Origin of the sequence: Pseudomonas sp. SK2, from assembly GCF_016772395.1 — a bacterium.
Taxonomy (GTDB): Bacteria; Pseudomonadota; Gammaproteobacteria; order Pseudomonadales; family Pseudomonadaceae; genus Aquipseudomonas; species Aquipseudomonas taiwanensis.
The window spans coordinates 5,081,725-5,103,225 of sequence record NZ_CP061944.1 but is presented as its reverse complement, the minus strand read 5'-3'; the positions used below and the strand labels follow the sequence as shown (position 1 = coordinate 5,103,225).

General features: G+C 63.6%; 28 protein-coding genes and 1 tRNA gene. 6 read left to right on the top strand and 23 right to left on the bottom strand.

Translation table 11 applies throughout. The annotated features are described in order from the left end of the window. Window positions 1-23: 23 nt before the first annotated feature. The 13 genes from IF103_RS23100 to IF103_RS23040 form a co-directional block, all read right to left on the bottom strand. Entirely contained in the window at window positions 24-467 is a 444-nt protein-coding gene (locus tag IF103_RS23100) for a phage virion morphogenesis protein (protein WP_202675707.1), read from the bottom strand. Continuing rightward, window positions 460-984, bottom strand: coding sequence for a phage tail protein (locus tag IF103_RS23095; RefSeq protein WP_202675706.1), 525 nt, complete (start codon window positions 982-984; stop codon window positions 460-462). The genes IF103_RS23100 and IF103_RS23095 overlap by 8 nt, the downstream gene beginning before the upstream one ends. After that, complete coding sequence (gene lysC, locus IF103_RS24830; RefSeq protein ID WP_502709920.1) at window positions 981-1,196, bottom strand: Rz1-like lysis system protein LysC; 216 nt, start codon at window positions 1,194-1,196, stop codon at window positions 981-983. The genes IF103_RS23095 and lysC overlap by 4 nt, the downstream gene beginning before the upstream one ends. Further along, complete coding sequence (gene lysB / locus IF103_RS25045) at window positions 1,099-1,530, bottom strand: Rz-like lysis system protein LysB (RefSeq protein WP_202675705.1); 432 nt, start codon at window positions 1,528-1,530, stop codon at window positions 1,099-1,101. Before lysB ends, lysC begins: the two co-directional genes overlap by 98 nt. After that, on the bottom strand, window positions 1,527-1,733 hold the full coding sequence (locus IF103_RS23080; protein WP_044727277.1) for a hypothetical protein: 207 nt from the start codon (window positions 1,731-1,733) through the stop codon (window positions 1,527-1,529). The genes lysB and IF103_RS23080 overlap by 4 nt, the downstream gene beginning before the upstream one ends. Further along, window positions 1,730-2,572: an N-acetylmuramidase domain-containing protein gene (locus IF103_RS23075; RefSeq protein ID WP_202675704.1), complete on the bottom strand. Its 843-nt coding sequence runs from the start codon at window positions 2,570-2,572 to the stop codon at window positions 1,730-1,732. Before IF103_RS23075 ends, IF103_RS23080 begins: the two co-directional genes overlap by 4 nt. After that, entirely contained in the window at window positions 2,569-2,883 is a 315-nt protein-coding gene (locus IF103_RS23070) for a phage holin, lambda family (protein ID WP_202675703.1), read from the bottom strand. The genes IF103_RS23075 and IF103_RS23070 overlap by 4 nt, the downstream gene beginning before the upstream one ends. A 111-nt stretch (window positions 2,884-2,994) precedes the next feature. Beyond that, window positions 2,995-3,204: a tail protein X gene (locus IF103_RS23065; protein ID WP_202675702.1), complete on the bottom strand. Its 210-nt coding sequence runs from the start codon at window positions 3,202-3,204 to the stop codon at window positions 2,995-2,997. After that, a complete protein-coding gene (locus IF103_RS23060; protein WP_202675701.1) occupies window positions 3,204-3,401 on the bottom strand; it encodes a DUF7415 domain-containing protein in 198 nt (65 codons plus the stop codon). Before IF103_RS23060 ends, IF103_RS23065 begins: the two co-directional genes overlap by 1 nt. Continuing rightward, on the bottom strand, window positions 3,401-3,865 hold the full coding sequence (locus tag IF103_RS23055; RefSeq protein WP_202675700.1) for a head completion/stabilization protein: 465 nt from the start codon (window positions 3,863-3,865) through the stop codon (window positions 3,401-3,403). Before IF103_RS23055 ends, IF103_RS23060 begins: the two co-directional genes overlap by 1 nt. Before the next feature lie 106 nt (window positions 3,866-3,971). Next, window positions 3,972-4,685: a phage terminase small subunit gene (gene gpM / locus IF103_RS23050; protein WP_202675699.1), complete on the bottom strand. Its 714-nt coding sequence runs from the start codon at window positions 4,683-4,685 to the stop codon at window positions 3,972-3,974. 10 nt (window positions 4,686-4,695) lie between these two features. After that, entirely contained in the window at window positions 4,696-5,763 is a 1,068-nt protein-coding gene (locus IF103_RS23045; RefSeq protein WP_202675698.1) for a phage major capsid protein, P2 family, read from the bottom strand. Window positions 5,764-5,793: 30 nt separating this feature from the next. Continuing rightward, window positions 5,794-6,654 (bottom strand): GPO family capsid scaffolding protein, encoded by an 861-nt coding sequence (locus IF103_RS23040; protein WP_202675697.1) that lies wholly within the window; start codon window positions 6,652-6,654, stop codon window positions 5,794-5,796. Between the two features lie 150 nt (window positions 6,655-6,804). Here IF103_RS23040 and IF103_RS23035 point away from each other — a divergent pair, with 150 nt between their 5' ends. The 3 genes from IF103_RS23035 (at window position 6,805) to IF103_RS23025 (ending at window position 10,533) form a co-directional block, all read left to right on the top strand. Further along, the gene (locus tag IF103_RS23035) at window positions 6,805-8,559 is read left to right on the top strand and encodes a terminase ATPase subunit family protein (protein WP_202675696.1); all 1,755 of its coding nucleotides are present in this window, start codon (window positions 6,805-6,807) and stop codon (window positions 8,557-8,559) included. Further along, window positions 8,559-9,614 carry a phage portal protein gene (locus IF103_RS23030; RefSeq protein WP_202675695.1) on the top strand — a complete coding sequence of 352 codons (1,056 nt, stop codon included), beginning with the start codon at window positions 8,559-8,561 and terminating at the stop codon, window positions 9,612-9,614. Before IF103_RS23035 ends, IF103_RS23030 begins: the two co-directional genes overlap by 1 nt. A 157-nt stretch (window positions 9,615-9,771) precedes the next feature. Continuing rightward, window positions 9,772-10,533 (top strand): DNA adenine methylase, encoded by a 762-nt coding sequence (locus IF103_RS23025; RefSeq protein ID WP_202675694.1) that lies wholly within the window; start codon window positions 9,772-9,774, stop codon window positions 10,531-10,533. A gap of 43 nt (window positions 10,534-10,576) precedes the next feature. On the opposite strand, the gene IF103_RS23020 is transcribed toward IF103_RS23025, so the two are convergent. From IF103_RS23020 to IF103_RS23010, 3 genes are all read right to left on the bottom strand, one after another. Next, window positions 10,577-10,975, bottom strand: a complete 399-nt coding sequence (locus tag IF103_RS23020) for a DUF2513 domain-containing protein (protein ID WP_202675693.1) — start codon at window positions 10,973-10,975, stop codon at window positions 10,577-10,579. A 712-nt stretch (window positions 10,976-11,687) separates the two neighbouring features. After that, window positions 11,688-11,763: transfer RNA gene (locus tag IF103_RS23015), tRNA-Thr, on the bottom strand. A gap of 98 nt (window positions 11,764-11,861) precedes the next feature. Continuing rightward, window positions 11,862-12,110, bottom strand: coding sequence for a hypothetical protein (locus IF103_RS23010; RefSeq protein WP_027907601.1), 249 nt, complete (start codon window positions 12,108-12,110; stop codon window positions 11,862-11,864). Between the two features lie 520 nt (window positions 12,111-12,630). On the opposite strand from IF103_RS23010, the gene IF103_RS23005 reads away from it, so the two are divergent. Further along, a complete protein-coding gene (locus IF103_RS23005) occupies window positions 12,631-12,897 on the top strand; it encodes a hypothetical protein (RefSeq protein WP_023382812.1) in 267 nt (88 codons plus the stop codon). Window positions 12,898-12,902: 5 nt separating this feature from the next. Beyond that, on the top strand, window positions 12,903-13,175 hold the full coding sequence (locus IF103_RS23000) for a DUF3077 domain-containing protein (protein WP_023382811.1): 273 nt from the start codon (window positions 12,903-12,905) through the stop codon (window positions 13,173-13,175). 327 nt (window positions 13,176-13,502) lie between these two features. Here IF103_RS23000 and IF103_RS22995 read toward each other — a convergent pair whose 3' ends face one another. The 5 genes from IF103_RS22995 to IF103_RS22975 form a co-directional block, all read right to left on the bottom strand. Continuing rightward, window positions 13,503-14,708 (bottom strand): methyltransferase, encoded by a 1,206-nt coding sequence (locus tag IF103_RS22995; protein WP_023382810.1) that lies wholly within the window; start codon window positions 14,706-14,708, stop codon window positions 13,503-13,505. Window positions 14,709-14,780: 72 nt separating this feature from the next. Then, the gene (locus IF103_RS22990) at window positions 14,781-15,470 is read right to left on the bottom strand and encodes an ABC transporter permease (RefSeq protein WP_023382809.1); all 690 of its coding nucleotides are present in this window, start codon (window positions 15,468-15,470) and stop codon (window positions 14,781-14,783) included. Continuing rightward, window positions 15,470-16,162: an ABC transporter permease gene (locus IF103_RS22985; protein ID WP_023382808.1), complete on the bottom strand. Its 693-nt coding sequence runs from the start codon at window positions 16,160-16,162 to the stop codon at window positions 15,470-15,472. Before IF103_RS22985 ends, IF103_RS22990 begins: the two co-directional genes overlap by 1 nt. A gap of 55 nt (window positions 16,163-16,217) precedes the next feature. Further along, window positions 16,218-16,970 (bottom strand): ABC transporter substrate-binding protein, encoded by a 753-nt coding sequence (locus IF103_RS22980; protein WP_023382807.1) that lies wholly within the window; start codon window positions 16,968-16,970, stop codon window positions 16,218-16,220. Between the two features lie 11 nt (window positions 16,971-16,981). Further along, window positions 16,982-17,755: an ABC transporter ATP-binding protein gene (locus tag IF103_RS22975; RefSeq protein WP_023382806.1), complete on the bottom strand. Its 774-nt coding sequence runs from the start codon at window positions 17,753-17,755 to the stop codon at window positions 16,982-16,984. 606 nt (window positions 17,756-18,361) lie between these two features. Here IF103_RS22975 and gabP point away from each other — a divergent pair. Beyond that, entirely contained in the window at window positions 18,362-19,750 is a 1,389-nt protein-coding gene (gene gabP, locus IF103_RS22970; protein WP_023382804.1) for a GABA permease, read from the top strand. A 142-nt stretch (window positions 19,751-19,892) separates the two neighbouring features. Here the strand turns inward: gabP and IF103_RS22965 are convergent, their stop codons facing one another. Together IF103_RS22965 and ppk2 are read right to left on the bottom strand one after the other, a co-directional pair. Next, window positions 19,893-20,336, bottom strand: coding sequence for a hypothetical protein (locus IF103_RS22965; protein WP_023382803.1), 444 nt, complete (start codon window positions 20,334-20,336; stop codon window positions 19,893-19,895). Between the two features lie 53 nt (window positions 20,337-20,389). Beyond that, the gene (ppk2, locus tag IF103_RS22960; RefSeq protein WP_023382802.1) at window positions 20,390-21,379 is read right to left on the bottom strand and encodes a polyphosphate kinase 2; all 990 of its coding nucleotides are present in this window, start codon (window positions 21,377-21,379) and stop codon (window positions 20,390-20,392) included. Window positions 21,380-21,501 lie beyond the last annotated feature (122 nt).

The window sequence follows — 21,501 nt, the reverse complement described above, 5'->3', positions numbered from 1 at the left end:
GCGGGGGGCGCTACAGGGCAAGGTCAGCGGGTGAGGTGTTCCAGGAGCTGGTCGCGGATCAATTCCAGGTCGGCCTCGGTGAATCCGAGCAGCTCGCGGCGCTCGTACTGCACCTCGGCCTGGCCGCGATCGGGGCGGTCGCGCAGGCCGTACTGGTGGACGCGGGCGATGCGGGCTACGCGGCCCATGAAGCTGATGGCGATGGCGTCCGGGGTGCTGCGCAGCTTGAGGTGCGCGGCCTGGCGCAGCTTGGTGAACATCTGTCGCTTGATGCGCCCCACCTTACCGCGCAGCTTGCGGGGGGCGTAGGGTGTGCCGTCCGGGTTGCGCTGGCTGGCCACGCGCTGCTGCTGGCTGCGGCGCAGCTCGCGGCCGATCTGCTGGTTGAGCTGGCGGCGGGCACCGGGCTCCAGCCTGGCCAGCAGAACGCCGGCCCAATCTTCCAGGGCGCGCAGGTCGTCAGCCATGGCGCACCGGATGCGAGCTTGCGATGTCGCCGCCGTCCTGGGCGGTGCTCTGCCACTCGGCCAGCAGCATTCCTTCGGCGTACAGCTGCCAGGTGCCCGCCTCCAGGAATGGCTCCAGCTGGGGCTCTTCAGGATGGGTCACGACCAGGGCGCCGCCTTCCTCCTTCTTGACGATTACCCGCTCGGTGAGTGGCAACTTGATGGAGAGGTCGACCTTGCTGTTGTCCAGGACGTCCGCCTCGAAGGCGATGGCGGTCTTGCCCTTCTCCAGGTTGGCCAGCAGCTCGTGCTGATTGACGGCTACCCAGGCGAGCAGGGGGATGGCGACGGCGTCCGGGTGGCCGGCGTAGTCGGTGAGGATGACATTGAGCGTGTAGCTGTACTCAAAAGACAGCCCGTGGGCGGCGGTGCTGCGGATGGTGCCGTTGTCGATGAACACCAGCAGACGGTCGGGGTTCTTGTGCAGCTCGGGCACGGCGGCGAGCAGTTGCGCGCGGAGGCTATTGGGCTTGTTCACGGGTTGGCTGCCTTCTGCTGGCACTCATAGACCATGTCGACCTTGGCGGCGCAGGCTGCCCAGTCGGCCTCGGTGATGTCCTGGTCGTCGAGCAGCTCGCCGTTGGTGGCCGGATCAGTCGCGCTCAGGGTGCAGCGCGTTACGGCCGGACAGCCAGTCACGATAAGCGTCTGCTCCGGTGATTGCGGGGCGCTGCCGCAGCCGGCGAGCAGCAGCAGGCAGCTGAGTAGCAGCCCACTCGCGTAGTTCGGCGTTTTCACGTTTCAGCTCCTTGATCTGTTGCTTGCGGACGTCCAGCTCGCGGCGCAGGTCCTGGCCGGTCTGTTGCAGCGCGGCTTGGGCCTGGCGTTCGCTTGCGAGGGCGGTGCGCAGGGTGGTGATGGTGGTGGCGTCGCGCTCGATGCGGGCGTTGACGTTGGCCAGCTTCTCCTGGGCCAGGGCGTTGCGCCCCTGCTCGGCCTCGCTGCGCTGGTGGTTGCCCCACAGTAGCAGGGCCAGGGCGCCCAGCAGGGCGGCGCCGTAGAGGGCCTGGCGCAGGGTGGTCATTTGCGGTACCAGCCGGCGGCGTTCATGGCGGCTTCATCCAGGGCATGGACGTCGCCCAGGACGATCAGGCAGCGGATGTTGAGGCCGTCCGGGCCGAGGGCCGCCACAAGCTCGCTGGCCTGTTCGTATGTGGTGTCGGCTGGCAGGCAAACGACGTCGCCGTTGCGCAGTTCCAGGCGGCGGGCGTGCTCGATCAGGCTCATGTCGCCTCCTTGCCGCAGCCGCAGCCGGCGTGCAGCTCGTAGGCGCGTTCGAGCTTCACGTCGTAGAGGTTCCGCGCGTAGTTGGGGCCGTTGTAGGCCTTGGCGAAGGCTGCCCACTTCTTACCCTTGAGGGCCTTGAGCAGGGCCGGGTCGGCCTCGATCAAGCGGACGAACGCCTCGAAGTGCTGGTTTTCGTCCTGGCTCATGAGCCGGACGAACTCGTCGACGCTGGCGTAGCCAAGGCGCTCGGCGTGGTAGCCCATGATCTGGAAGGCGCCCCAGCTGGCCGACTCGTTGGCGCAGAGCGCGTCGATCATGCGGGCCTGGGCCAGGCGCTGGTGTTCCGCGGCGCCGCCGATGTAGCCACCGGGCTTGGTGTTGACCAGGGTGGGATACTGGGCGGCGAGTTCTTCGGCGTGGCGGCGCAGGGCGGCCTGGTCGTCACCTTCGGCGCGCGGCAGGGCCAGGCGTTGGTGCATGACGTGGCGCTCGAAAAGGATCTTCGGCTTGCCGGTTCCCAGGAAGCCGGAGCCGTTGCTCTCCACCTCGTTGACGGCGTAGATGGCGGCCAGCTCGACACCCAGCCGAGCCGCGGCGGCCACGAGGGTGGCATTGCGCAGCAGCTTGCTGCAGTCGGCGCCGGCCAGAGCGGCTAGGGTCTTCTCGCCGGCCTTGCCGTCGACCACCAGGCCGATCTTGGCTTGATAGGCGCGGACGGCCTTCTCGGTTTCGTCGCCGTAGTCGCCGTCGACGAACAGCTTGGCGCCGTTGGCCTTGAGCTGTTCCTGCAGGCGGCGAACGGCCAGCCCTTTGCTGCCGTGGATGAGGGTCTCGGTCATAGCTGGTCTGCCTTGCGGGTAGCGATGCGTTTGAGGCTGGAGCGCACGAAGTCGGCGCCGAGCAGGCCGACCACGCCGCCGAAGAACGGGGCGAACTGTTCAGGGATGCCGAACAGGGCCAGGCCGTTGCTCACTGCCAGGGTGATGAGGCCGCAGATGAAGCCCTCGCCCAGGGCGCGGCGAAGGCTGCCGCCGGCGTAGATGAAGCGGGCCGAGGCGAGCAGTGCCGAGAGCACGGCGGCATAAATGAGTGGGTGATGCTGCTCCATCCAGGCGAGCAGCATGGCCCAGGTTTCGGGGCGGTCAGGCATCTGCGACATTCCTTGCGTCCTGTGGCCGGGGAGCCGGCGGCTCGAAGGGCAGGCGGTTCATGCGCTGGACCACTTCGTACAGGACGAGCTGGACGACAGCCTTGTCTTGGTTCAGTCCCATAGGTTCACCACTTGGCGCTGTTCGGGTTGAGGGGCGGCATCCGGCAGGACGACGGTGGTGCCGTGAGGGATGATCGGGCCAAGGTCAGCGAGGCCTGGGTTGGCGTCGAGGACGGCCTCGGTGACGCCCGCAGTGCGGCCGTAGTAGTGCCAGCAGATGCTGTCGACGGTGTCGCCCTGGGCGGCGATGACAGTGGCCATCAGTTGCGCCCCTGTTGTTCGACTTGGTCGGGACAAACCCAGGTGCCGTCCTCGGAGACGAGGGCGCCAGGGGATCGGCCGGTTTCGACTTCACGGCAAACGGCGAACCCCAGTGGGTGCATGATTTCGCGGTTGATCCGCTCCAGCAGACCGAGCTGGGAAATTTCGCTCCAGTCGATGACCTTGGGCTTGTTCATCAGAGCAGCTCCACGGTGGCGTGGCTGATGCCGAGGATGGTGCGCAGGGCATTGCGGGCGTCGCGGCGCAGCTGGTCCGGGCTGCTCTCTTCCTCTGTGACCTTCTGCCCGCCGCTGTTGGTGGCGTCGAAGCTGTTGTAGCGCTCGATCAGCTCGGCCAGGGCGCCGCAGTAGATGACGCGGCGGTAGAGGTGCAGCCACTGGCTTTCGCCCTTGATCTGCTCGGCCGGCACGTCCGCCAGGGTGGCGTGGCCTTCGGCCTGGCGGGCGGCGCGGTAGGTGGCAAGCTCGCGGTTGGCCTCGATCATGGCGTTGACGGTGGCCACTTCGAGGCGGTCGTCGGTGACGCTGGAGTCGACACGCATGGCGGCGCGCAGTTGATGGCCGTCGATGTCCGGCCAGAAGTCCGCATTGCTGATCGGGTAAGCGGCGCTAGTGTCGCCGCCAGCTATGAATCCGCTCATGCATACCTCTCGTATGGGTCGGCGGTGGTCGGGGCTTCACAGCGAGGCCAAGGAGAAAAACCTGCTGATCAGCCCCGAGCCGCCGGGGTTGCGGGGGACCGCTCGGTTAGCTGGCGGGGCCAGCGTGTTTTTTGAGGAGACGCTCGGCGCGCTCCAGGTCTTTCTTGCCGCCGCAGCTGCTGTGCAGCTGGATGGCGCGCTTGATTAGGTCGATGCCGCACTGCAACCAGGACTGTTCGGTAGAGCTGAGCGCTTCGGCGTCGTAGTTGAGCTGGGCCAACTGGGCGCGACCTTGGGCGAGCACCAGTTTGGCGCGGGCTTCGTCGGGCATGTCCTGGTTGGCAGTGAGTTTTGCGGTACGGTTGAGGGTTCCCAGCGGGAAGGGGCTGCCGGCCTTCTGTGCGTTGAGTGCCGCGGTGGCGACTTCCTCGGCTACCAGGCAGCCGGTGGTGCGGTTGAAGCGATCCGGCATCACCAACTGATAGCGCAGGACGTACTCAGCGATCTGCAGGCCGCCGTCGAAGTCGCTGGCGTCGAAACGCCAGACCATGACAGTGACCAGCACGTCGTCCTGGGCGCCCTGGCCTGCCGAGAGCACGCCCTCGATGTAGGGGACATACTCCGGCAGCAGCTCGGCCTTGAGCTTCGCCTTGCCTTCCGTGGACTGCACCTGCTTGAGGCGGAACTGGTCCTGCTGCAGCTTGGCCAGCATCACCTCGTAGGTGGTGGCGCCCTCCATGAGCGCGGCAGGGGCGGCGGCTGCCGCCTCCTGGGCTGCGCGTTTGCGCAGCTGGTTAGTTTGGGCATGGGTAAGGCTCATGAATCACCTATCAGCTCGCGGCCGGGTAGACGAAGGGCTGGATGTTCTCGACCAGGGCGACCAGGCCGAGGTCTTCCACGACGTAGGCGTCGTTGGAGGACTGGTAGTCGGCGATACGGTCGTACTCCGGCTCGTCCTTGAGATGGCGGCGGCGAGCGCCTTCCTGCCAGTAGATGGACAGGTTGCTGAGGGTGGTGACCAGCACGGTGCCGTCCGGGAAGTAAGGCGCGTCGACGACCGGCAGGCCACCCAGGCGGGCGCGGGTGACGATCTCCTGGGCGGCGTTCTCTTCCTGGTTGGAGGTGGCGCCCTTCTCTACCGCGGCCAGCAGCTTCTCGTGCATCAGGTTGCGCGAGACGATGACGACCAGGTCGGGGTGGTTGCGGTGCCACGGCTCCAGCATCTGAACGGCGTCGAAGACCAGGCCGTCGAGGCTCTCGTAGTCGCCCTTGACCTCGGTGTCTACGCCAGCGACCTTGATGATCTTCTTGGCGCCGATGGTGACCTTGCCAGAGGCCTCAACCACTTCATCCAGGACCCGATCAGGCGCACCGGTGCGGATCTTTTGTAGCCAGCCGATGTTGACGTCTTGGCGCAGCGGGTAGGTGGCCGGGTTGGTCGCAGCCGCCGCCGATGTGCCGTTCCACCCGATCATGATTCGGTCCAGACCCTGGCGTTGGGCGATGGCCGCGGTGAGACGGGTCTGGAAGTCCGGGAACTTGGCCCAAGCATCGAGCAGCGCATAGCGGAAGGCGCTATCGAAGTTGGTCTGCTTGCAGGTGTAGCTGTCCTTGGCCAGGGCATGGTGCTCGCCAGGGTTGCGGCGGTTGCCGCCGGCGGTATCGGTGCGGCTGGCGATGGGGCCGTTGACGCCCAGCAGCAGGGCCTCGCCGGACTGTTCCATCACGCCGATGACGTTGATGCGGCCGAGCAGGGTCGTGGCCTCCTGGATGGCGGTTTCCAGGTTCTGCTGCACGCTGGGCTCGACGTTGAACTTGACGGCGGCGCTGTCGACGCCGTTCAGCTTGGCCACCTGTGCCAGGTAGCCGTTGTAGGCGATTCGGGTTTCTTTACGCATGGTGTGCTCCGAGTGGGCGCTGGTGATGGGTCAGAACTTGGCCAGTGCTTTGCCGTCGCCGCCTGTGGCGGCCGGGCGCTGCTGCTGGCTGTGGTCCACGGTTTCGCTGAGGCGCTTGACTAGGTCGGCCAGATCGGTTTCGAGCTTGTCGACCTTGGTGCTCAGCTCCTGGCGGGCCTTCTGTTCTGCGGCGAAGGCTTCGCCCTGCTCCTGGGCGTGCGAGGCCAGGGCCTCGACGGCTTCGGTCAGCTCGGAGAACTGGGCGTCGTCCTTGACGGCTTTGTCCTTGCTCTTGCCGAGGGCATCGAGCACGCGTTTGAACAGACCATCGGTCTTGCTCTCGGGCTCGGTGACTTCCTCGAATTCGAGGGCGACTTCGACGGCCTCGGAGAACAGGTTCTCCGGGTCATTTTTGCGCGCCTTGAGTGGGTTGGCGTCGGGATGCTGGGCGCTGAAGGTGAGCATCTCGGTGCCCAGGCTGGCCGGGGTATCGGTGACGGCGATGCCGTCCAGATACGCGCGACCGGTGTCGGCGAACTTCGGGCGGATCTCGATGCTGGTGAAAATCTTCTGGCGGGCCTTGTTTAGGGCGATCAGGTCGGCGGTCGGCTCGATCTGGGCAAACAGGGCCAGCTTCTTCTTGCCGGCGATTTCGACTTCTTCGGTTTTCAGGGCGACAACGTCGCCGTAGGCCTTGAACGGACCATCCGGCAGCAGGCTACGAAAGTGCTCCAGCCAGACGCGGGCGCCGTAAGTGTTGGGGTTGTAAGTTTCGGCAGCGTCCACCAGCCATTGACGTTCGATGGTGCGGCCGTCGGTGGTGGCGCCTTCAACGGCGACGCGGAAGAACTTACTGCGGTACTTCTTGGCGGTGGGGTTGCTTGCGGCCATGGGGCTTGTCCTCAATCCGGGGCTGTGGGCCTTTCGTTGAGGGCATGGTCGGCACCTGGAGGGTGCGCAGCAACGCGGTCATGGTGTAGCGCGCGGCGCTACAGGGCGCGCTGGTAGGGACGCGCGCGCGCGAACGGCAGCATCTGCGCCATGAACGCTATCGTCGAACTCCCCACCGATCACCGCCGCCACGCCAAGCACCTGTATTGGCAGGGCTACCGCGTCTGCGAGATTGCCGAGCTGCTCGGCGAGAAGGAGAAGACGCTGCACAGCTGGAAGGCCCGCGACGAGTGGGACCGGGCCACGCCGCTGGAGCGCATCCAGGCCGCCACCGAGGCGCGCCTGGTGCAGCTGATCCTCAAAGACCCGAAGAGCGGTTCGGACTACAAGGAAATCGACCTGCTCCACCGGCAAATGGAGCGGCAGGCCCGCATCCAGCGCTACCAGGACGGCGGTACCGAGACCGACCTCAACCCGGAGCTGGCCAAGCGCAACGCCGGGGAAAAGCGTAAACCCAAGCGCAACGACATCCCAGAGGAGATGGTCGAGAAACTGGTGGAGGCGTTTCTCGATGGCTGCTTCGACTATCAGAAGGACTGGTACCGGGCGGGCAACCAGCGCACGCGCGCCATCCTCAAGAGCCGCCAGATCGGTGCGACGTTCTACTTCGCTCGCGAGGCGCTGATCGACGCGCTGACCACCGGGCGCAACCAGATCTTCCTGTCGGCCAGCAAGGCGCAGGCGCATATCTTCAAGGCGTATATCCAGGCCTTCGCCCGCGACACGGTCGGGGTGGAGCTCACCGGCGACCCGATCATTCTGCCGAACGGCGCCGAGATGCACTTCCTGGGCACCAACGCACGCACCGCCCAGGGCTACCACGGCAACTTCTACTTCGACGAGTTCTTCTGGACGTTCAAGTTCAACGAGCTGAACAAGGTGGCCAGCGGCATGGCCATGCAGAAGCAGTACCGCCGCACCTACTTCTCGACGCCCAGCTCGATGGCGCACGAGGCCTATTCGTTCTGGACGGGCGAGCGCTTCAACAAGGGCAAGCCGGCGGCCAAGCACCTCAAGCTGGACGTGAGCCACGACGCGCTGCAGCAGGGCCGGCTGTGCGATGACAGGATTTGGCGGCAGATCGTCACCATCCTGGACGCCGAGGAGCGTGGCTGCGACCTGTTCGATATCGACGAGCTGCGCCTGGAATACGACGCGGCGGCCTTCCAGAACCTGCTGATGTGCCAGTTCGTCGACGACGGGGCGAGCATCTTCCCGCTCAACCTGCTGCAGCCGTGCATGGTGGACAGCTGGTCGGTGTGGACTGACTACCAGCCGATGGCCATGCGACCGTTTGCCGATCGGCAGGTGTGGGTGGGCTATGACCCGGCCGAGTCGGGCGATTCCGCTGGCCTGATCGTGGTGGCGCCGCCGCTGGTACCGGGCGGCAAGTTTCGCGTCCTGGAGCGGCACCAGTTCCGCGGCATGGACTTCAACGCCCAGGCTGAGACGATCCGCCAGGTGACGCGCCGCTACTGGGTGACCTACATCGGCATCGACACCACCGGGCTGGGCAGCGCGGTGGCGCAGCTGGTGCGCCAGTTCTTCCCGGGCTTGAAGACCTTCTCCTACAGCCCGGAGGTGAAGACGCGCCTGGTGATGAAGGCCTGGGACGTGATCAGCAAGGGCCGGCTGGAGTTCGACGCCGGCTGGACTGACCTGGCGTCGTCACTGATGGCCATCCGTAAGACGGTTACGCCGGGCGGGCGCCAGTTCACCTATACCGCTGGGCGCAACGAACACACCGGCCATGCCGACCTGGCCTGGGCGCTTTTCCACGCATTGCACAACGAGCCGCTGGAGGGCCAGACCGCCCAGAACACCGGCATCATGGAGATTTACTGATGAGCAAACGTCGCAACCGCCCCCCGCAGGTGGCCACCACTGACCAGGTGCGTGAGGGCGAGGTGCTGGTCAAGGGCGAGGGCGGGCAGTCGATGGCCTTCACGTTCGGCGACCCGATGCCGGTGCTCGATGGCCGCGAGATCCTGGACTACCTGGAGTGCTGGGCCAACGGGCGCTGGTACGAGCCGCCGGTCTCGCTGGACGGGCTGTCGAAGTCGTCAAAGGCGAGCGTCTACCTCCAGTCGGGCCTGATCTTCAAGCGCAATGCGCTGGCCCGCACCTTCATCCCCCACCGGCTGCTCAGCCGGGCGGCCTTCGAGCAGATCGTCATGGACTGGGGCTGGTCGGGCAACCTGTACCTGGAGAAGCGCGACAACATGCTGCGCCAGGCGATCGGCCTGCAGCCCTGCCTGGCGAAGTACATGCGGCGCGGTACCGACCTGCAGACCTACTACCAGGCGCGCGGCTGGAAGGACGAGCACGAGTTCAAGGCCGGCAGCATCTGCCACCTGCGGGTGGCGGATATCAACCAGGAGGTCTACGGCCTGCCGGAATGGCTGCCCGCCCTGCAGAGCGCGCTGCTCAACGAGAGCGCCACGCTGTTCCGCCGCAAGTATTACCAGAACGGCAGCCATGCCGGCTTCATCCTGTACATGACCGACGCGGCGCAGAACGAGGACTTCGTCACCGACCTGCGCAACGCGATGAAAAACAGCAAGGGGCCGGGCAACTTCCGCAACCTGTTCATGTACGCACCGAACGGCAAGAAGGACGGCCTGCAGCTGATCCCGATCAGTGAGGTGGCGGCGAAGGACGACTTCGGCGCGATCAAGAACATCAGCCGCGACGACCAGCTGGCGATGCTGCGCATCCCGCCCCAGTTGATGGGCGTGGTACCGCAGAACGCGGGGGGCTTCGGTTCGATCCGCGAGGCGGCCCAGGTGTGGGCGGTCAACGAGCTGGAGCCTGAGCAGGCCCGCTTGCGGCAGATCAACGATTGGCTGGGGGAGGAGGTGGTGCGCTTCCAGCCGTATGAGGTACCGGCGCAGGGGTGAAATCCCCTGCGCAGTAAACGAGGCGACGGGTAGGTGGTGGAACACCTGCCCGACGTCGAACCACTCGAGCTAGCCGGGTGATCCAACCGAGGCCTCGCCCCACTGCGCAGGGGGTGCAGAGCCTAAGCGAATCCGAAAACAGAGACAAGGATCACTTATGTCGCAACCGATTTTTCCCTGGATGGGCGGCAAGCGCCGCATGGCTAAACACATCCTCCCGGAGTTCCCTGACCACGAGTGCTACGTCGAGCCGTTCTGCGGTGGCGCGGCGCTCTTCTTCATGAAGGAGCCCAGCCACGTGGAGGTTATCAACGACTTCGACGGGGAGGTGGTGAACCTGTACCGGGTGGTCGCCCACCACCTGGAGGAGTTCGTCCGCCAGTTCCGCTGGTCGCTGGTGAGCCGCAAGATGTTCGAGTGGGCCAACATGCAGGTCACACCCACGCTGACGGATATTCAGCGGGCCGCCCGCTTCTTCTACCTGCAGCAGCTCTGCTTCGGCGGCAAGCCGACCGGGCGCACCTTCGGTACCGCGACCACGGCGGCGCCCAAGCTGAACCTGTTGCGGATCGAGGAGAAGCTCAGCGAGGCGCACCTGCGCCTGGCCCGTACCACCATCGAGCACTTGGACTGGAAGGAGTGCGTGCGCCGGTACGACCGGGAGCACACGCTGTTCTACCTCGACCCGCCCTACTGGAAGACCGCCGGTTATGACCCGGGCCTGTTTACCTTCGAGCAGTACCAGGCCATGGCTGAGCTGGCCAAGTCGGTGAAAGGGCGCATGGTTATCTCGATCAACGACCATCCGCAGATCCGCGAGGTGTTCTCCGACCTGCGCCTCAAGGAGGTGCCGCTCCGCCACATGGTTGGCGGCCAGGGCGGGAAGCAGGCCAACGAGCTGATCTACTTCAACTGGTAGCCCACCAGCACCACCAGGAAGCCGCCCTCGAGGCGGCTTTTTTCTATCCGAGAGAAATGTCGGTGAGCTTCTCGACTTGTTTGCGCAGGAAGCCTTTCCCCAGGGCCGCCAGCATTTCCAGGGTGAAGCCACCAGCGGCACTCACACCATCTTTGGTCAGTTTCCAAATTGCGTCGTCTCTGACTGAATCGACGAAATCATGCCCGGCCGGAGTCAATGCTCTGAAAGAGAAGTGTCCGCTTGGATTCATCCCACGCCCGCCAGCCATATCCACCCAGCCGCTCATCAGTATCTGATCGACGTGGTAGTAGACCTGGTCGTCCGTGTATCCCTCGATGGCAAGGTTCTCTCGATAGCCCACGGTAGCTATGGCGGTTGCCGGCTTTTCCAGCGACTCCAGCTTGAGCAGCAGCAGCCGGATCAGTTCAGGGTCTCGACGCATCTCTCTTCTCCTTGAGGCGGCCTCATGCCGCGCGCCAAACGATAGCCTCAGCCGGCCGCCGGGGCCACCCCAGATAGCACCCGGCGCGCGCGCTCGTCCCCCCGCCACGCCCCCGGGCTAAATGTGTCGTTTTTTCGGCACCCCTGCGACCACCGCGAGCCGGCCCAGTACGGGGGCTTAGTGAGGTGATGAAGGGGGTGGCCATCCCTGCGAATCCCTGCGCGCAGAGGGCTTATCACGTTGCCGCTGAGGGACTTCTGCGTAACAAGGGCAGGGGGGGCTGCTGGAAAAGAGTAATTTCAGTAATCCGGCGCTGTGGCAGTGCTGGAGGCCGCGTCTTTTGGGGCTTTCAGGATTACAAAAGGGAGTAACAGAGGAGTAATAAAAAAGGTAATTTTTTGCTAAGCGCCTGATTTATAAGGCTTTTAGAAAGGTCGAAAATCACCTTTTCAAAGAGTAATCAGATTACTTCAAGGTTACTTAAAGATTACTTCCTGCCGTTTCAGAAAAGCCCTGAAAAATCAGAGGCTTGCGAGCGTCAAACGGTCAAGATTACTGATGTTACTCTTTTTTCAGACCCCCCCTATACCTTTGGCCGGAGCCTTATCGCGTAGGGGCGCGCACGCGTATACGTGCGTTGGTCTTGTTACGCGCCTTGTTACGTTGTGGCGCGTTCACTCCAGCCGGAACGGCTGTAAGTGCTTGATTTAGATGGTGCCGGCACCAGGAATCGAACCCGGGACCTACTGATTACAAGTCAGTTGCTCTACCATCTGAGCTATACCGGCAATGGGGCGTCATTATAACGATCGGTTGGCGCCTGTAAACCACTTCCTTTCGATTCAGCGCAAATGAGCTAAGTCACCGGCCTAAAAGGAGAATTTTCTTACCAGCCGCGGTGGATGGTATTGACGCTGGGCTCGGTCTTGCCGGGGTTGAAGAACAGCTTGTGGTTGTCGCAGCCGCGCTTGCGGCATGGGGTTTCGCCGCGCAGCGGCAGGCCGTTGTCGCCGCCCAGTTGCATGCCTGGGGTGTTCCAGTCCAAGTTGCCGTGATGGTGCGTCGGGGCGCTGCTAGCGCAGGCGCTCAGGGTCAGGGCGGAAGCCAGCAGGGCGAGAAGTTTGGCTCGGTTCACGATGTCTAAGTCCGTTTGTCCACTGTCGGTTCTGGCGCAACGCCAGAAGGTCGCGAGGCTGGCGGGCAGCATGCGACGTCGCTTTTTAATGATTTGGGGGGCGGATGATACACCGTTGGCTCGCAAGGCGGTGCATCGGTTCGGGATTGCGCCGCACGCCCGCAGAGTAGGGCGGTGGAGCCTCCTGATTCTTTGCTCTTCTGTAGGGCATTTCTGAACCTGAAACCAAATGCTTCAGAAGCGGCCCACTTCGGAACTATCCTACGCGACTTGCCGAACCTTCTCTGTTGGCAGGGAAATGCCTCATGGATAACGTTTTCGGGTCGCCTAGCGACCGGGTGTGAGAACCCGAATTCGAATCCAAACGGCACCACCGTTTATGGCAGTTGTGCGCGGGCAGACCTCGGTCTGGCCGGGACTTCCTGGATTCGCTCGGTTTCTCACCCCGCGTACAGCTGCCACCCTCACCCGTGAGAAGGTCAAGTGGCCAGCTACCTGATCTCGAACCCAGGAAAGCGCCATGAAAAAGATTGTCCCCGACCCACCCCGTCGCATCCTCGATTTCCCATTCTTCTCTATCCACAGCGGCATCACCCCACCCGACGCCCTCGCTCACGCCAGCGAACTCATGCGCGGCGTGGCCGAAACCATCGACGAACACTGCCGACTCCATGCCGGTGAACCAGGCCTGAACATGCTGAGCACCGCCGCGCATGCCGCCGAATCTGCCCGGGCATTGGCCGAACATGCACTGGCCCGCATCAGCACCACAAAGCAAGAGGACTGAAAGCGATGAGCGACCAACCTAAAACCGCCGTCACCGCTGGCGTGGCAACGTTGATCGAAGTGGGTAACCCTCCGGTGGATCTGCTGCGCGTGGTCGCGGGCATCCCGGTGGACTATGCCTACGATCAGGTGTCGGTGCTGCTGGGCTACATCACGCATCTTGTGCGCGAAGGCGATGCCGAGGATGACCACAAGCTGCTCGGTGCAGCCGATTACCTGAGCGCCTTGGCGAAGGCATTGATGAATGATGTCGAGATTGCCAGGAACAAGATGAACTGAGGGAGGCTCTTGTGAAAGGTGGCCCGGAGTGGCGATGACACTTCAGGGTCATTGGGGTCGCTTTGCATCCTTTTCGCGACGCAAAGCCGCTCCCACAAGGTGGGTTTGGGGATGGAGCTCAATGGAGTGGCTTATGCTTATGCACAATCGGCAGCGGGGGGCCGAGCGAAACGCGTGCCGGTTTTCATTACCATTGGTCTTTGCGCAAATGCCTGTTTTTACTGGCTTCAGTGGCTGGCTGGAATAAGCCGTGAGCCTCAAATAGCGCTTGGATCCAACGATTCATCACAAGCTTGTTCACAGAGTTATCCACAGGTTTTTCTGCGGCTAACGGTCGCGTTCTGCCAGCAACAGAAGGTTGCGCGGAGTCAGTGGATAGTCGCAGAACAATCCCAGTTGCACGGTGTAACCGTGCGCTTGCAGATACAGCGCACGGTCCAGTACCAGCCAAAGCTCCAACGGTCGGCGGAACAGGTTGCGTAGCCGTTCGAGGTTGCGCACCTGCGCCAGGCGCTGCCAGCCAGCGGCCTCCAGGGCTTGCCAGTCCGGTGTGCCGTGCAGGGGCAGCTGCTTGAGCGCTGCGAGGTCGCGGCAGTATTGCTCGAAGGTCTTGTCCAGCCATGCGGTTGGCAGCGACGGGGTGGGCAGGTAATCGTCGCATTGCCGCTGCTGGCGCTGCAGCAGGTCGAAGCCCAGGCGGCGCGCCATCGAGGCGTCACGTTGGCGGCGCACGCGGGCGCTGGCAGTGACGGCTTCGCACAAGGGCAACGCCAGGTCATCCACGGACAGTGTCAGCGCTGAACGCTGCGCCGCTGTGGATAACGCCTGGTACTGCGGGGTACGGATCCGGTTGTAGCAGCAAGGGGCGACCGCCAGGTGGCGGCAACCTGCCTGGCTGGCCGATTGCAGCAGGCGCACATGCAGGTCGCCGCAGGCGTGCAAGGCCACGGCGCTGGTGTCTGGGCCCAGGTGGCGGGCACTGTCGGCGGCCATCACGTCCTGCTGCACGTGGGTGGCTGGCAGACGGTGGTGATCGCTCAGCGCCTGGCCGGCGGCCACCAGCTCGGCGTCGTACTCCAGGCAGGTCAGCTGCTGGCCCGGCTGCAACAGCCTGCGCCCCAGGTGGCCCTTGCCGGAACACCAATCCAGCCAGTGACGCGGTTGCTCGCGAAAGCCCAGGCGGCGGCTGAAGGCGTCTATCTGCTGCCATTTGCGACCGGGAACGTTGACCTCCAGGCGGTGGTTGGCGAAGGAGGCGCTGACGTCCGGAAGGTCGCCGAGGGCCGACAGCTCAGCGGCCCGTTGGGCCAGCTGGGGGAACGGCGAGGGCAGCAAGTCGGGGGCTTGCTCGGCTTCGGCGTCGGCCAGCGAGCCTTGGCGCAGATGGGCGGCGAGTTCGGGGTATTGGGCTTCCCAATCCAGGCGAAGGCGGGTGAATGGCCTTGGTTTCCACAGCTGTTGATGCTCGATCAGGAACTGGTCGAGGGCCTGGAAGCGGTCGCTTAAGTGGTGGCTGTGGAGGACGGGGCGCATGGGGTCGGGGAGCGGGTTGATTGGAAGGGGTATCGCTGGCAAGCCGGCTCCTGCAGGAGCCGGCGACGGGGGTCAGCGGCCTTGGCAGGCGTCGACGCGCAACCAGCGTTCGAGCACTTTGAAGCCCTGCACCAGCACGAACGAGATGACCAGGTAGAACACCCCGGCCGCGAAGAAGATCTCCACCGGCAGGTAGGTTCGGGCGATGATGGTGCGGGCCATACCGGTCAGTTCCAGCAAGGTCACCGTACTGGCCAGGGCGCTGGCCTTGAGCATCAGGATCACTTCGTTGCTGTAGGCCGGCAGGCCGATGCGGGCCGCGCGCGGCAGCATGATGTAGAACAGCGTCTTGCCGCGAGACATGCCCAGCGCCCGTGCCGCTTCGATCTCGCCCTTGGGGATGGCCTGCAATGCACCGCGCAGAATCTCGGCGATGTAGGCGGCGGTGTGCAGGGTCATGGTCAGCACCGTGCACCAGAACGGATCGCGCAGGTACGGCCACAGGCTGCTGGAGCGCACCAGGTCGAACTGAGCCAGGCCGTAGTAGACCAGGAACAACTGCACCAGCAGCGGCGTACCACGGAAGAAGAAGATGTAGCCGTAGGGCAGGGCGCGCACGTACCAATGCCGCGACGAGCGGGCGATGCCCAGCGGGATGGCCAGGATCAGCCCGGCGACGACCGCGATGGCGACCAGCTCCAGGGTCAGGGTGGCGCCTTGAGCCAGGCGTGGCAGCCACTTGATGATCACTTCCCAATTCATTATTCGGCCCTCGCAAAGCCGCGAGCGGCGCGTTTTTCCAGGAAGTGCATGCCGGTCATGGCGACGATGGTCAGGCTCAGGTAGATGCAGGCCGCGACCATGTAGAAGGTGAAGGGCTCCTTGGTCACGGTCACGCCGATTTGCGCATGGCGCATGATCTCTTCAAGGCCGATCACCGACACCAGCGCGGTGTCCTTCATCAGGATCATGAACAGGTTGCCAAGGCCAGGCAGGGCGATACGCCACATCTGCGGCAGGATGATCCGCGAGAGGATGCGCCCTTTCGAAAGGCCCAGCGCCAGGCCGGCCTCACGGTGGCCCTTGGGGATGGCCAGGATGGCGCCGCGGAACACTTCCGTGGCATAGGCGCCGAAGCACAGGCCCAGGGCGATCACGCCGGCGGCGAAGGCGCTGAGTTCAAGGCCGGGCAGGTTCAGGGCTTCGCCGAGGCTGTTCATCAGGCCGACGGTGCCGAAGTAAATCAGCAGGACCCAAAGCAGTTCCGGTACGCCGCGAACCAGGGTCGAGTAGGTGCCGCCAAGCCATTGCAGTGGCTTGGCCGAGGAAGTCTTGGCCAGTGCGCCGAGCAGACCGAGGACCAGCCCCAGCAGCAATGCGCAGAGCGCCAGTTTTACGGTCATCAGGGTGCCGGCCGCCATGGCCGGACCGAATCCGTGCAGGTCGATATTCATTGGCAGGTGCGTTCTAGGGACTGGCGCGCCGCAGGGGCGCGCCGGTCGGGGCGGATCATTCGATGCTGAATGGGAAGTACTTGTCGTTGATCTTCTTGTACGTTCCGTCGGCCTTGATTTCAGCCAGGGCTTTGTTCAGCTTCTCGCGCAGTGGGTCACCCTTGCGCACGGCGATGCCGATCTTGTCGCTGTCCATCACAGGCTCGCCCTTGAACTCGAAGTTCGAGCCGTCTTTGCTTTTGAGCCACTCGTACTGCACGTACTTGTCGGCCAGGATGCCGTCGATGCGGCCGGAGACCAGGTCCAGGTAGGCGTTTTCCTGGGTGTCGTACAGCTTGATTTCAACAGCGTCGCCGTAGTTGTCTTCCAGCCAGGTGCCGGCCAGGGTAGCGCGCTGGGTACCGATCACCTTGCCCTTGAGCGAGGCCTTGTCGGTCTTGAAGTCGACGTTCTTCGGCGCGATGAACTGCAGTTTGTTGGAGTAGTACGGGTCGGTGAAGTCAACGGCCTGCTTGCGCTCGTCGGTGATCGACAGCGAAGACACCAGGAAGTCGAACTTCTTGGCGTTCAGGGCCGGGATGATGCCGTCCCAGTCGGAAGTGACGACCGAGCACTCGACTTTCATCTTGGCGCACAGGGCGTCGCCGATGTCTTTGTCGAAGCCAACCACGTTACCGCTGGCATCCTTGTTGTTGAAGGGTGGGTAGGCCGCTTCGATACCCATGCGCAGTTTTTCCGCGGCCATGGCGTTTGCCGACATCACCAGGGTGGCAGCAGCTGCCAGTAGGAACTTCTTGTAGGTCTGCATGTATTGCTCCGTTAGCGGTGGCTGGACATGAATTGCTTGCAACGCGCCGAGGTCGGGTTCTCGAAGACCTGCTGCGGCGATCCTTGCTCTTCGACCAGGCCCTGGTGCAGGAAGACGACTTCACTGGACACCTGGCGGGCAAAGTTCATCTCGTGCGTCACCAGCAGCATGGTACGGCCTTCTTCGGCCAATGCGCGGATAACGTTAAGCACTTCCTGGACCATTTCCGGATCGAGCGCCGAGGTCGGCTCGTCGAACAGGATGACTTTGGGCTTCATGGCCAGCGTGCGGGCGATGGCCGCGCGTTGTTGCTGGCCACCGGAAAGCTGGGCGGGGTAGCTGTGACGCTTGTCGTAGATGCCGACCTTGTTCAGCAGCGCTTCGGCGGATTCGATGGCTTCGGCCTTGCTCTGGCCAAGCACGCGGCGCGGCGCCTCGATGATGTTGTCGAGGATCGACATGTGCGGCCACAGGTTGAAATTCTGGAAGACAAAGCCGATTTCGCTGCGCAGGCGGTTGATCTGGCGATTGTCGGCGGCGATCAGGTCGCCATTCTTGGCAGCCTTGAGCTTGAGCGACTCACCGGCGACCAGGATTTCACCCTGGTGCGGGTTCTCCAGCAGGTTGATGCAGCGCAGCAGCGTGGACTTGCCGGAACCGGACGACCCCAGGATGGAGATCACGTCACCGTCGCGGGCGGTCAGCGAAATGCCCTTGAGAATTTCCTGATCGCCGTAGCGTTTATGCAGATTGCGGATTTCCAGCGCGGGCGTGGCCTGAGCCATGTGCGGTCCTCATGTGTACGGGTGCGTTCCCAGCTGTTGGCGGCCTTCCTGGCGAGCGCCACGCTAGCATAGCGGCAATATGGCGGCCAACCGGGTTGCAGGGGGCTTGGGGTGCTGGCGGGGCGGTTTGTCGCATCGTTGCAGTGCAACGTCGCGCAGATGTCCGCATAGGTTTTGTCCAGCACCGGAGCCTTGATGAAAAAAGGCGCGATGGTGCCAGCTTTGGACAGCCCTGAAAAGCCGTTTTTGGCCGGGTGGCGCTTTGCCGCCAGTTGTGTCTCGGTGCGGTTGCGCCTTCCGGTTGCGCTTTTGCCTGCCGCATTTTTGTGCACAGGTGTTACCGAGGAGCACCTCTGGTGCATTTGTAAGTGGGTATTTCAGTAATCCAGAAGTCGTATGGAAATTTGGCGGCCTTTCGGCCATTGGCTGGCCGAAGGGCCTGCAACCCGCGTTCTATACGGGTGCAACGGACGATCGGACGAATGCCTGGTGTACCTGGCCCGCTTATTGCCCTAGGGAAACCGCCGATTGCAGCGACGCCTAAATCAACCCCGGGCGCGCTTCGTTACAGCAATCGGGTGGTCCACTCCTTACAAAGGTAGTTTTATGAGCGGTAAGCACAATTCCAATGACCTCGCTCAGGGGCTCAAACAACGGCATGTGACCATGCTGTCCATTGCTGGCGTGATCGGCGCCGGTTTGTTCGTGGGCTCCGGCCATGCCATCGCTGCAGCCGGCCCGGCCGTGCTGCTGGCTTATGCCGCTGCCGGTACCCTGGTGGTGCTGGTGATGCGCATGTTGGGCGAAATGGCCGTCGCCTCGCCTGACACGGGTTCTTTCTCGACATACGCCGACCGCGCCATTGGCCGCTGGGCCGGTTTCACCATCGGTTGGCTGTACTGGTGGTTCTGGGTGCTGGTCATTCCACTGGAAGCCAACGCCGCTGCGGCAATCCTGCATGCCTGGTTCCCGGCTGTGGACCTGTGGGCCTTCTCGCTGGTCATTACCCTGGCGCTGACCCTGACCAACCTGTGCAGCGTCAAGAACTATGGCGAGTTCGAGTTCTGGTTCGCCCTGCTCAAGGTGCTGGCGATCATCGGCTTCATCGTCGTGGGCTGCGCGGCCCTGTTCGGCATGGTACCGAGCAGCCAGGTCAGCGGTGCCAGCCACCTGTTCGACACCCAGGGCTTCATGCCTAACGGCCTGGGCGCCGTGCTCGCAGCGATGCTGACTACCATGTTCTCCTTCATGGGTACCGAAATCGTCACTATCGCCGCTGCCGAGTCGAAAGACCCAGGCAAGCAGATCAGCCGTGCCACCAACTCGGTCATCTGGCGTATCTGCCTGTTCTACCTGGTGTCGATCTTCCTGGTCGTGGCCCTGGTACCGTGGAACGATCCAGCGTTGGCTGAACTGGGCTCTTACCAGACCGTGCTGAGCCGCATCGGCGTGCCGAACGCCAAGCTGATCGTCGACATCGTCGTGCTGATCGCGGTGACCAGTTGCCTGAACTCGGCGCTGTACACCTCGTCGCGCATGCTGTTCTCGCTGAGCAAGCGTGGGGATGCACCTGCCGTAGCGCAGCGCACCACCAAGGCCGGCACCCCGCACTGGGCGGTGCTGCTGTCTACCGCCGCAGCGTTCCTTTGCGTGTTCGCCAACTTCGTCGCGCCGGCCCAGGTGTTCGAATTCCTGCTGGCCAGCTCGGGCGCCATCGCGTTGCTGGTGTACCTGGTGATCGCCGTGTCGCAACTGCGCATGCGCAGCCAGCGTGAAGCCCGCGGCGAGAAGATCTCCTTCAAGATGTGGCTGTTCCCTGGGCTGACCTGGGCGACCATCGCGTTCATCATCGCCATTCTGGTGGTGATGGGGCTGCGTGAGGATCACCGTGTCGAGATCCTCGCGACTGCACTGTTGAGCATTGGTGTGGTGGCGGCTGGTTTGCTGGTGCACCGCAAGCGCGAAGCGGCTGGGCGAGTGGCGCTGGATAACTGATCCGGGCTGCTTGAAATGAAAAGGCCGCGTCCTGTGAAGGGCGCGGCCTTTTTATTGGGCGCATCGCGAGCAAGGCTCGCTCCTACGTCTATCATCGGCGTTACTGTAGGAGCGAGCCTTGCTCGCGATGCGCCGCTCGGTCTCAACCAAACTGCTTCTGCTGCTGTTGCTGCTTGGCCACCAGCTCGGAAGCGGCGATGTACGCCTCCTGGAACTCGTCGCTCTCCAGCCAGGCCATGGTGGTGTCTTCGTCGGCGCCATCGAGCCAGGTGCGGTAGGCGTTGAACACCAGCACGATGTAGTCGGTGGCGTGCTCTTCCTTGTGGCCCTTGAGCACCAATGCCAGCAGCGGGTCGACCAGGAACACCGAGATCATCGCCACCAGGCTGGTTTCCTGCGCCACCTTCATCTTGGCGAACAGCTCCTTGTAGCTGTCCGACTCCATGGCCTTGTTGAACACCTGTTCGATGCTGGCGCTGTCACCGGCGCTGGCCTTCACGGCCTGGCCGCTGCGCACCATGCGGTTCTGCTTGGCCTTGGTGGCGGCGCGTTTGGCGCGTTTCTGTTGCTTGGTATTGGAGGCCATGGGGCGAATCCTTGGGTATGTCCGGAAATTGCGCGTATTGAAACGCAGACCCCCTAGGTATTCAACTGAGCCGGCTCATCCTCTTCGAACCCCTTGGAGGCTTTGCCCACCAGCAAGGGATCTGGGGCGTGCGCGACGCTGTGGTCCTTGCCGGGGTAATCCAGTGAATGCAGGAAATGGCGGATGCAGTTGATGCGTGCGCGTTTCTTGTCGTCGGACTTGATCACCGTCCATGGCGCATCGGCTGTGTCGGTATGGAAGAACATCGCCTCCTTGGCGGCGGTGTAGTCCTCCCACTTGTCCAGCGACTTGATGTCGATCGGCGACAGCTTCCAGTGCTTGAGCGGGTCGTCGCGGCGTGAGATGAAGCGGCGTAGCTGTTCCTCGCGGTTTACCGAGAACCAGTACTTGAACAGCAGGATGCCGCTGTTGCACAGCATGCGTTCAAGGTCGGGCGCCTGGCGCATGAACTCCAGGTATTGCAGCGGTGTGCAGAAATCCATGACCTTCTCGACCCCGGCGCGGTTGTACCAGGAGCGGTCGAAGAACACCATTTCGCCTGCCGTGGGCAGGTGCTGGATGTAACGCTGGAAGTACCACTGGCCCTTTTCCTGTTCCGAAGGCTTCTCCAGTGCGACGATCCGGGCACCCCGTGGGTTGAGGTGCTCCATGAAGCGCTTGATGGTGCCGCCCTTGCCTGCCGCGTCCCGACCCTCGAACAGGATCACCACGCGCTGGCCGGTTTCCTTCACCCAGCTTTGTACCTTCAGCAACTCGATTTGCAGCGCGTGCTTGGCCTTCTCATAGTCCTGGCGGCGCAGGCGGGTGCGGTACGGGTAGGTGGCCGGCAGGCGCGCTGAAGTGCTGTCCTCGTTGCTGCCCTTGGGGGCCGTCGCCACCTCAAGCGCGGCGGGCTGCTGGCTGACACGGGTAATGGTGGGTTCGGGCTTGCGCTGGCGTGGCCGGCGGGGGCGAGGTGTCGGTTTGGCGCTTGGGGCGGATTCGCTGGGGGCGGGAAGGAGGAGGGGGGATTCTTCGCTCATGGAGGTCCTTGCGGGTCGACTCGGAGGGTGGAACCGCAGTGTAGGGATGAGCAATTGCTGGCGACTTGATACTGATCAAGGCTTACTGCCAGCTTGGCGAGCGCACTGCATCAGGCGCGTAC

Excerpts from the sequence above, each read along its gene's own strand:
- IF103_RS23100 (WP_202675707.1), bottom strand. The coding sequence starts at position 467 with ATGGCTGACGACCTGCGCGCCCTGGAAGATTGGGCCGGCGTTCTGCTG.
- lysB (WP_202675705.1), bottom strand. The coding sequence starts at position 1,530 with ATGACCACCCTGCGCCAGGCCCTCTACGGCGCCGCCCTGCTGGGCGCC.
- IF103_RS23080 (WP_044727277.1), bottom strand. The coding sequence starts at position 1,733 with ATGAGCCTGATCGAGCACGCCCGCCGCCTGGAACTGCGCAACGGCGAC.
- IF103_RS23075 (WP_202675704.1), bottom strand. The coding sequence starts at position 2,572 with ATGACCGAGACCCTCATCCACGGCAGCAAAGGGCTGGCCGTTCGCCGC.
- IF103_RS23070 (WP_202675703.1), bottom strand. The coding sequence starts at position 2,883 with ATGCCTGACCGCCCCGAAACCTGGGCCATGCTGCTCGCCTGGATGGAG.
- IF103_RS23065 (WP_202675702.1), bottom strand. The coding sequence starts at position 3,204 with ATGGCCACTGTCATCGCCGCCCAGGGCGACACCGTCGACAGCATCTGC.
- IF103_RS23060 (WP_202675701.1), bottom strand. The coding sequence starts at position 3,401 with ATGAACAAGCCCAAGGTCATCGACTGGAGCGAAATTTCCCAGCTCGGT.
- IF103_RS23055 (WP_202675700.1), bottom strand. The coding sequence starts at position 3,865 with ATGAGCGGATTCATAGCTGGCGGCGACACTAGCGCCGCTTACCCGATC.
- gpM (WP_202675699.1), bottom strand. The coding sequence starts at position 4,685 with ATGAGCCTTACCCATGCCCAAACTAACCAGCTGCGCAAACGCGCAGCC.
- IF103_RS23045 (WP_202675698.1), bottom strand. The coding sequence starts at position 5,763 with ATGCGTAAAGAAACCCGAATCGCCTACAACGGCTACCTGGCACAGGTG.
- IF103_RS23040 (WP_202675697.1), bottom strand. The coding sequence starts at position 6,654 with ATGGCCGCAAGCAACCCCACCGCCAAGAAGTACCGCAGTAAGTTCTTC.
- IF103_RS23035 (WP_202675696.1), top strand. The coding sequence starts at position 6,805 with ATGAACGCTATCGTCGAACTCCCCACCGATCACCGCCGCCACGCCAAG.
- IF103_RS23030 (WP_202675695.1), top strand. The coding sequence starts at position 8,559 with ATGAGCAAACGTCGCAACCGCCCCCCGCAGGTGGCCACCACTGACCAG.
- IF103_RS23025 (WP_202675694.1), top strand. The coding sequence starts at position 9,772 with ATGTCGCAACCGATTTTTCCCTGGATGGGCGGCAAGCGCCGCATGGCT.
- IF103_RS23020 (WP_202675693.1), bottom strand. The coding sequence starts at position 10,975 with ATGCGTCGAGACCCTGAACTGATCCGGCTGCTGCTGCTCAAGCTGGAG.
- IF103_RS23005 (WP_023382812.1), top strand. The coding sequence starts at position 12,631 with ATGAAAAAGATTGTCCCCGACCCACCCCGTCGCATCCTCGATTTCCCA.
- IF103_RS23000 (WP_023382811.1), top strand. The coding sequence starts at position 12,903 with ATGAGCGACCAACCTAAAACCGCCGTCACCGCTGGCGTGGCAACGTTG.
- IF103_RS22995 (WP_023382810.1), bottom strand. The coding sequence starts at position 14,708 with ATGCGCCCCGTCCTCCACAGCCACCACTTAAGCGACCGCTTCCAGGCC.
- IF103_RS22990 (WP_023382809.1), bottom strand. The coding sequence starts at position 15,470 with ATGAATTGGGAAGTGATCATCAAGTGGCTGCCACGCCTGGCTCAAGGC.
- IF103_RS22985 (WP_023382808.1), bottom strand. The coding sequence starts at position 16,162 with ATGAATATCGACCTGCACGGATTCGGTCCGGCCATGGCGGCCGGCACC.
- IF103_RS22980 (WP_023382807.1), bottom strand. The coding sequence starts at position 16,970 with ATGCAGACCTACAAGAAGTTCCTACTGGCAGCTGCTGCCACCCTGGTG.
- IF103_RS22975 (WP_023382806.1), bottom strand. The coding sequence starts at position 17,755 with ATGGCTCAGGCCACGCCCGCGCTGGAAATCCGCAATCTGCATAAACGC.
- gabP (WP_023382804.1), top strand. The coding sequence starts at position 18,362 with ATGAGCGGTAAGCACAATTCCAATGACCTCGCTCAGGGGCTCAAACAA.
- IF103_RS22965 (WP_023382803.1), bottom strand. The coding sequence starts at position 20,336 with ATGGCCTCCAATACCAAGCAACAGAAACGCGCCAAACGCGCCGCCACC.
- ppk2 (WP_023382802.1), bottom strand. The coding sequence starts at position 21,379 with ATGAGCGAAGAATCCCCCCTCCTCCTTCCCGCCCCCAGCGAATCCGCC.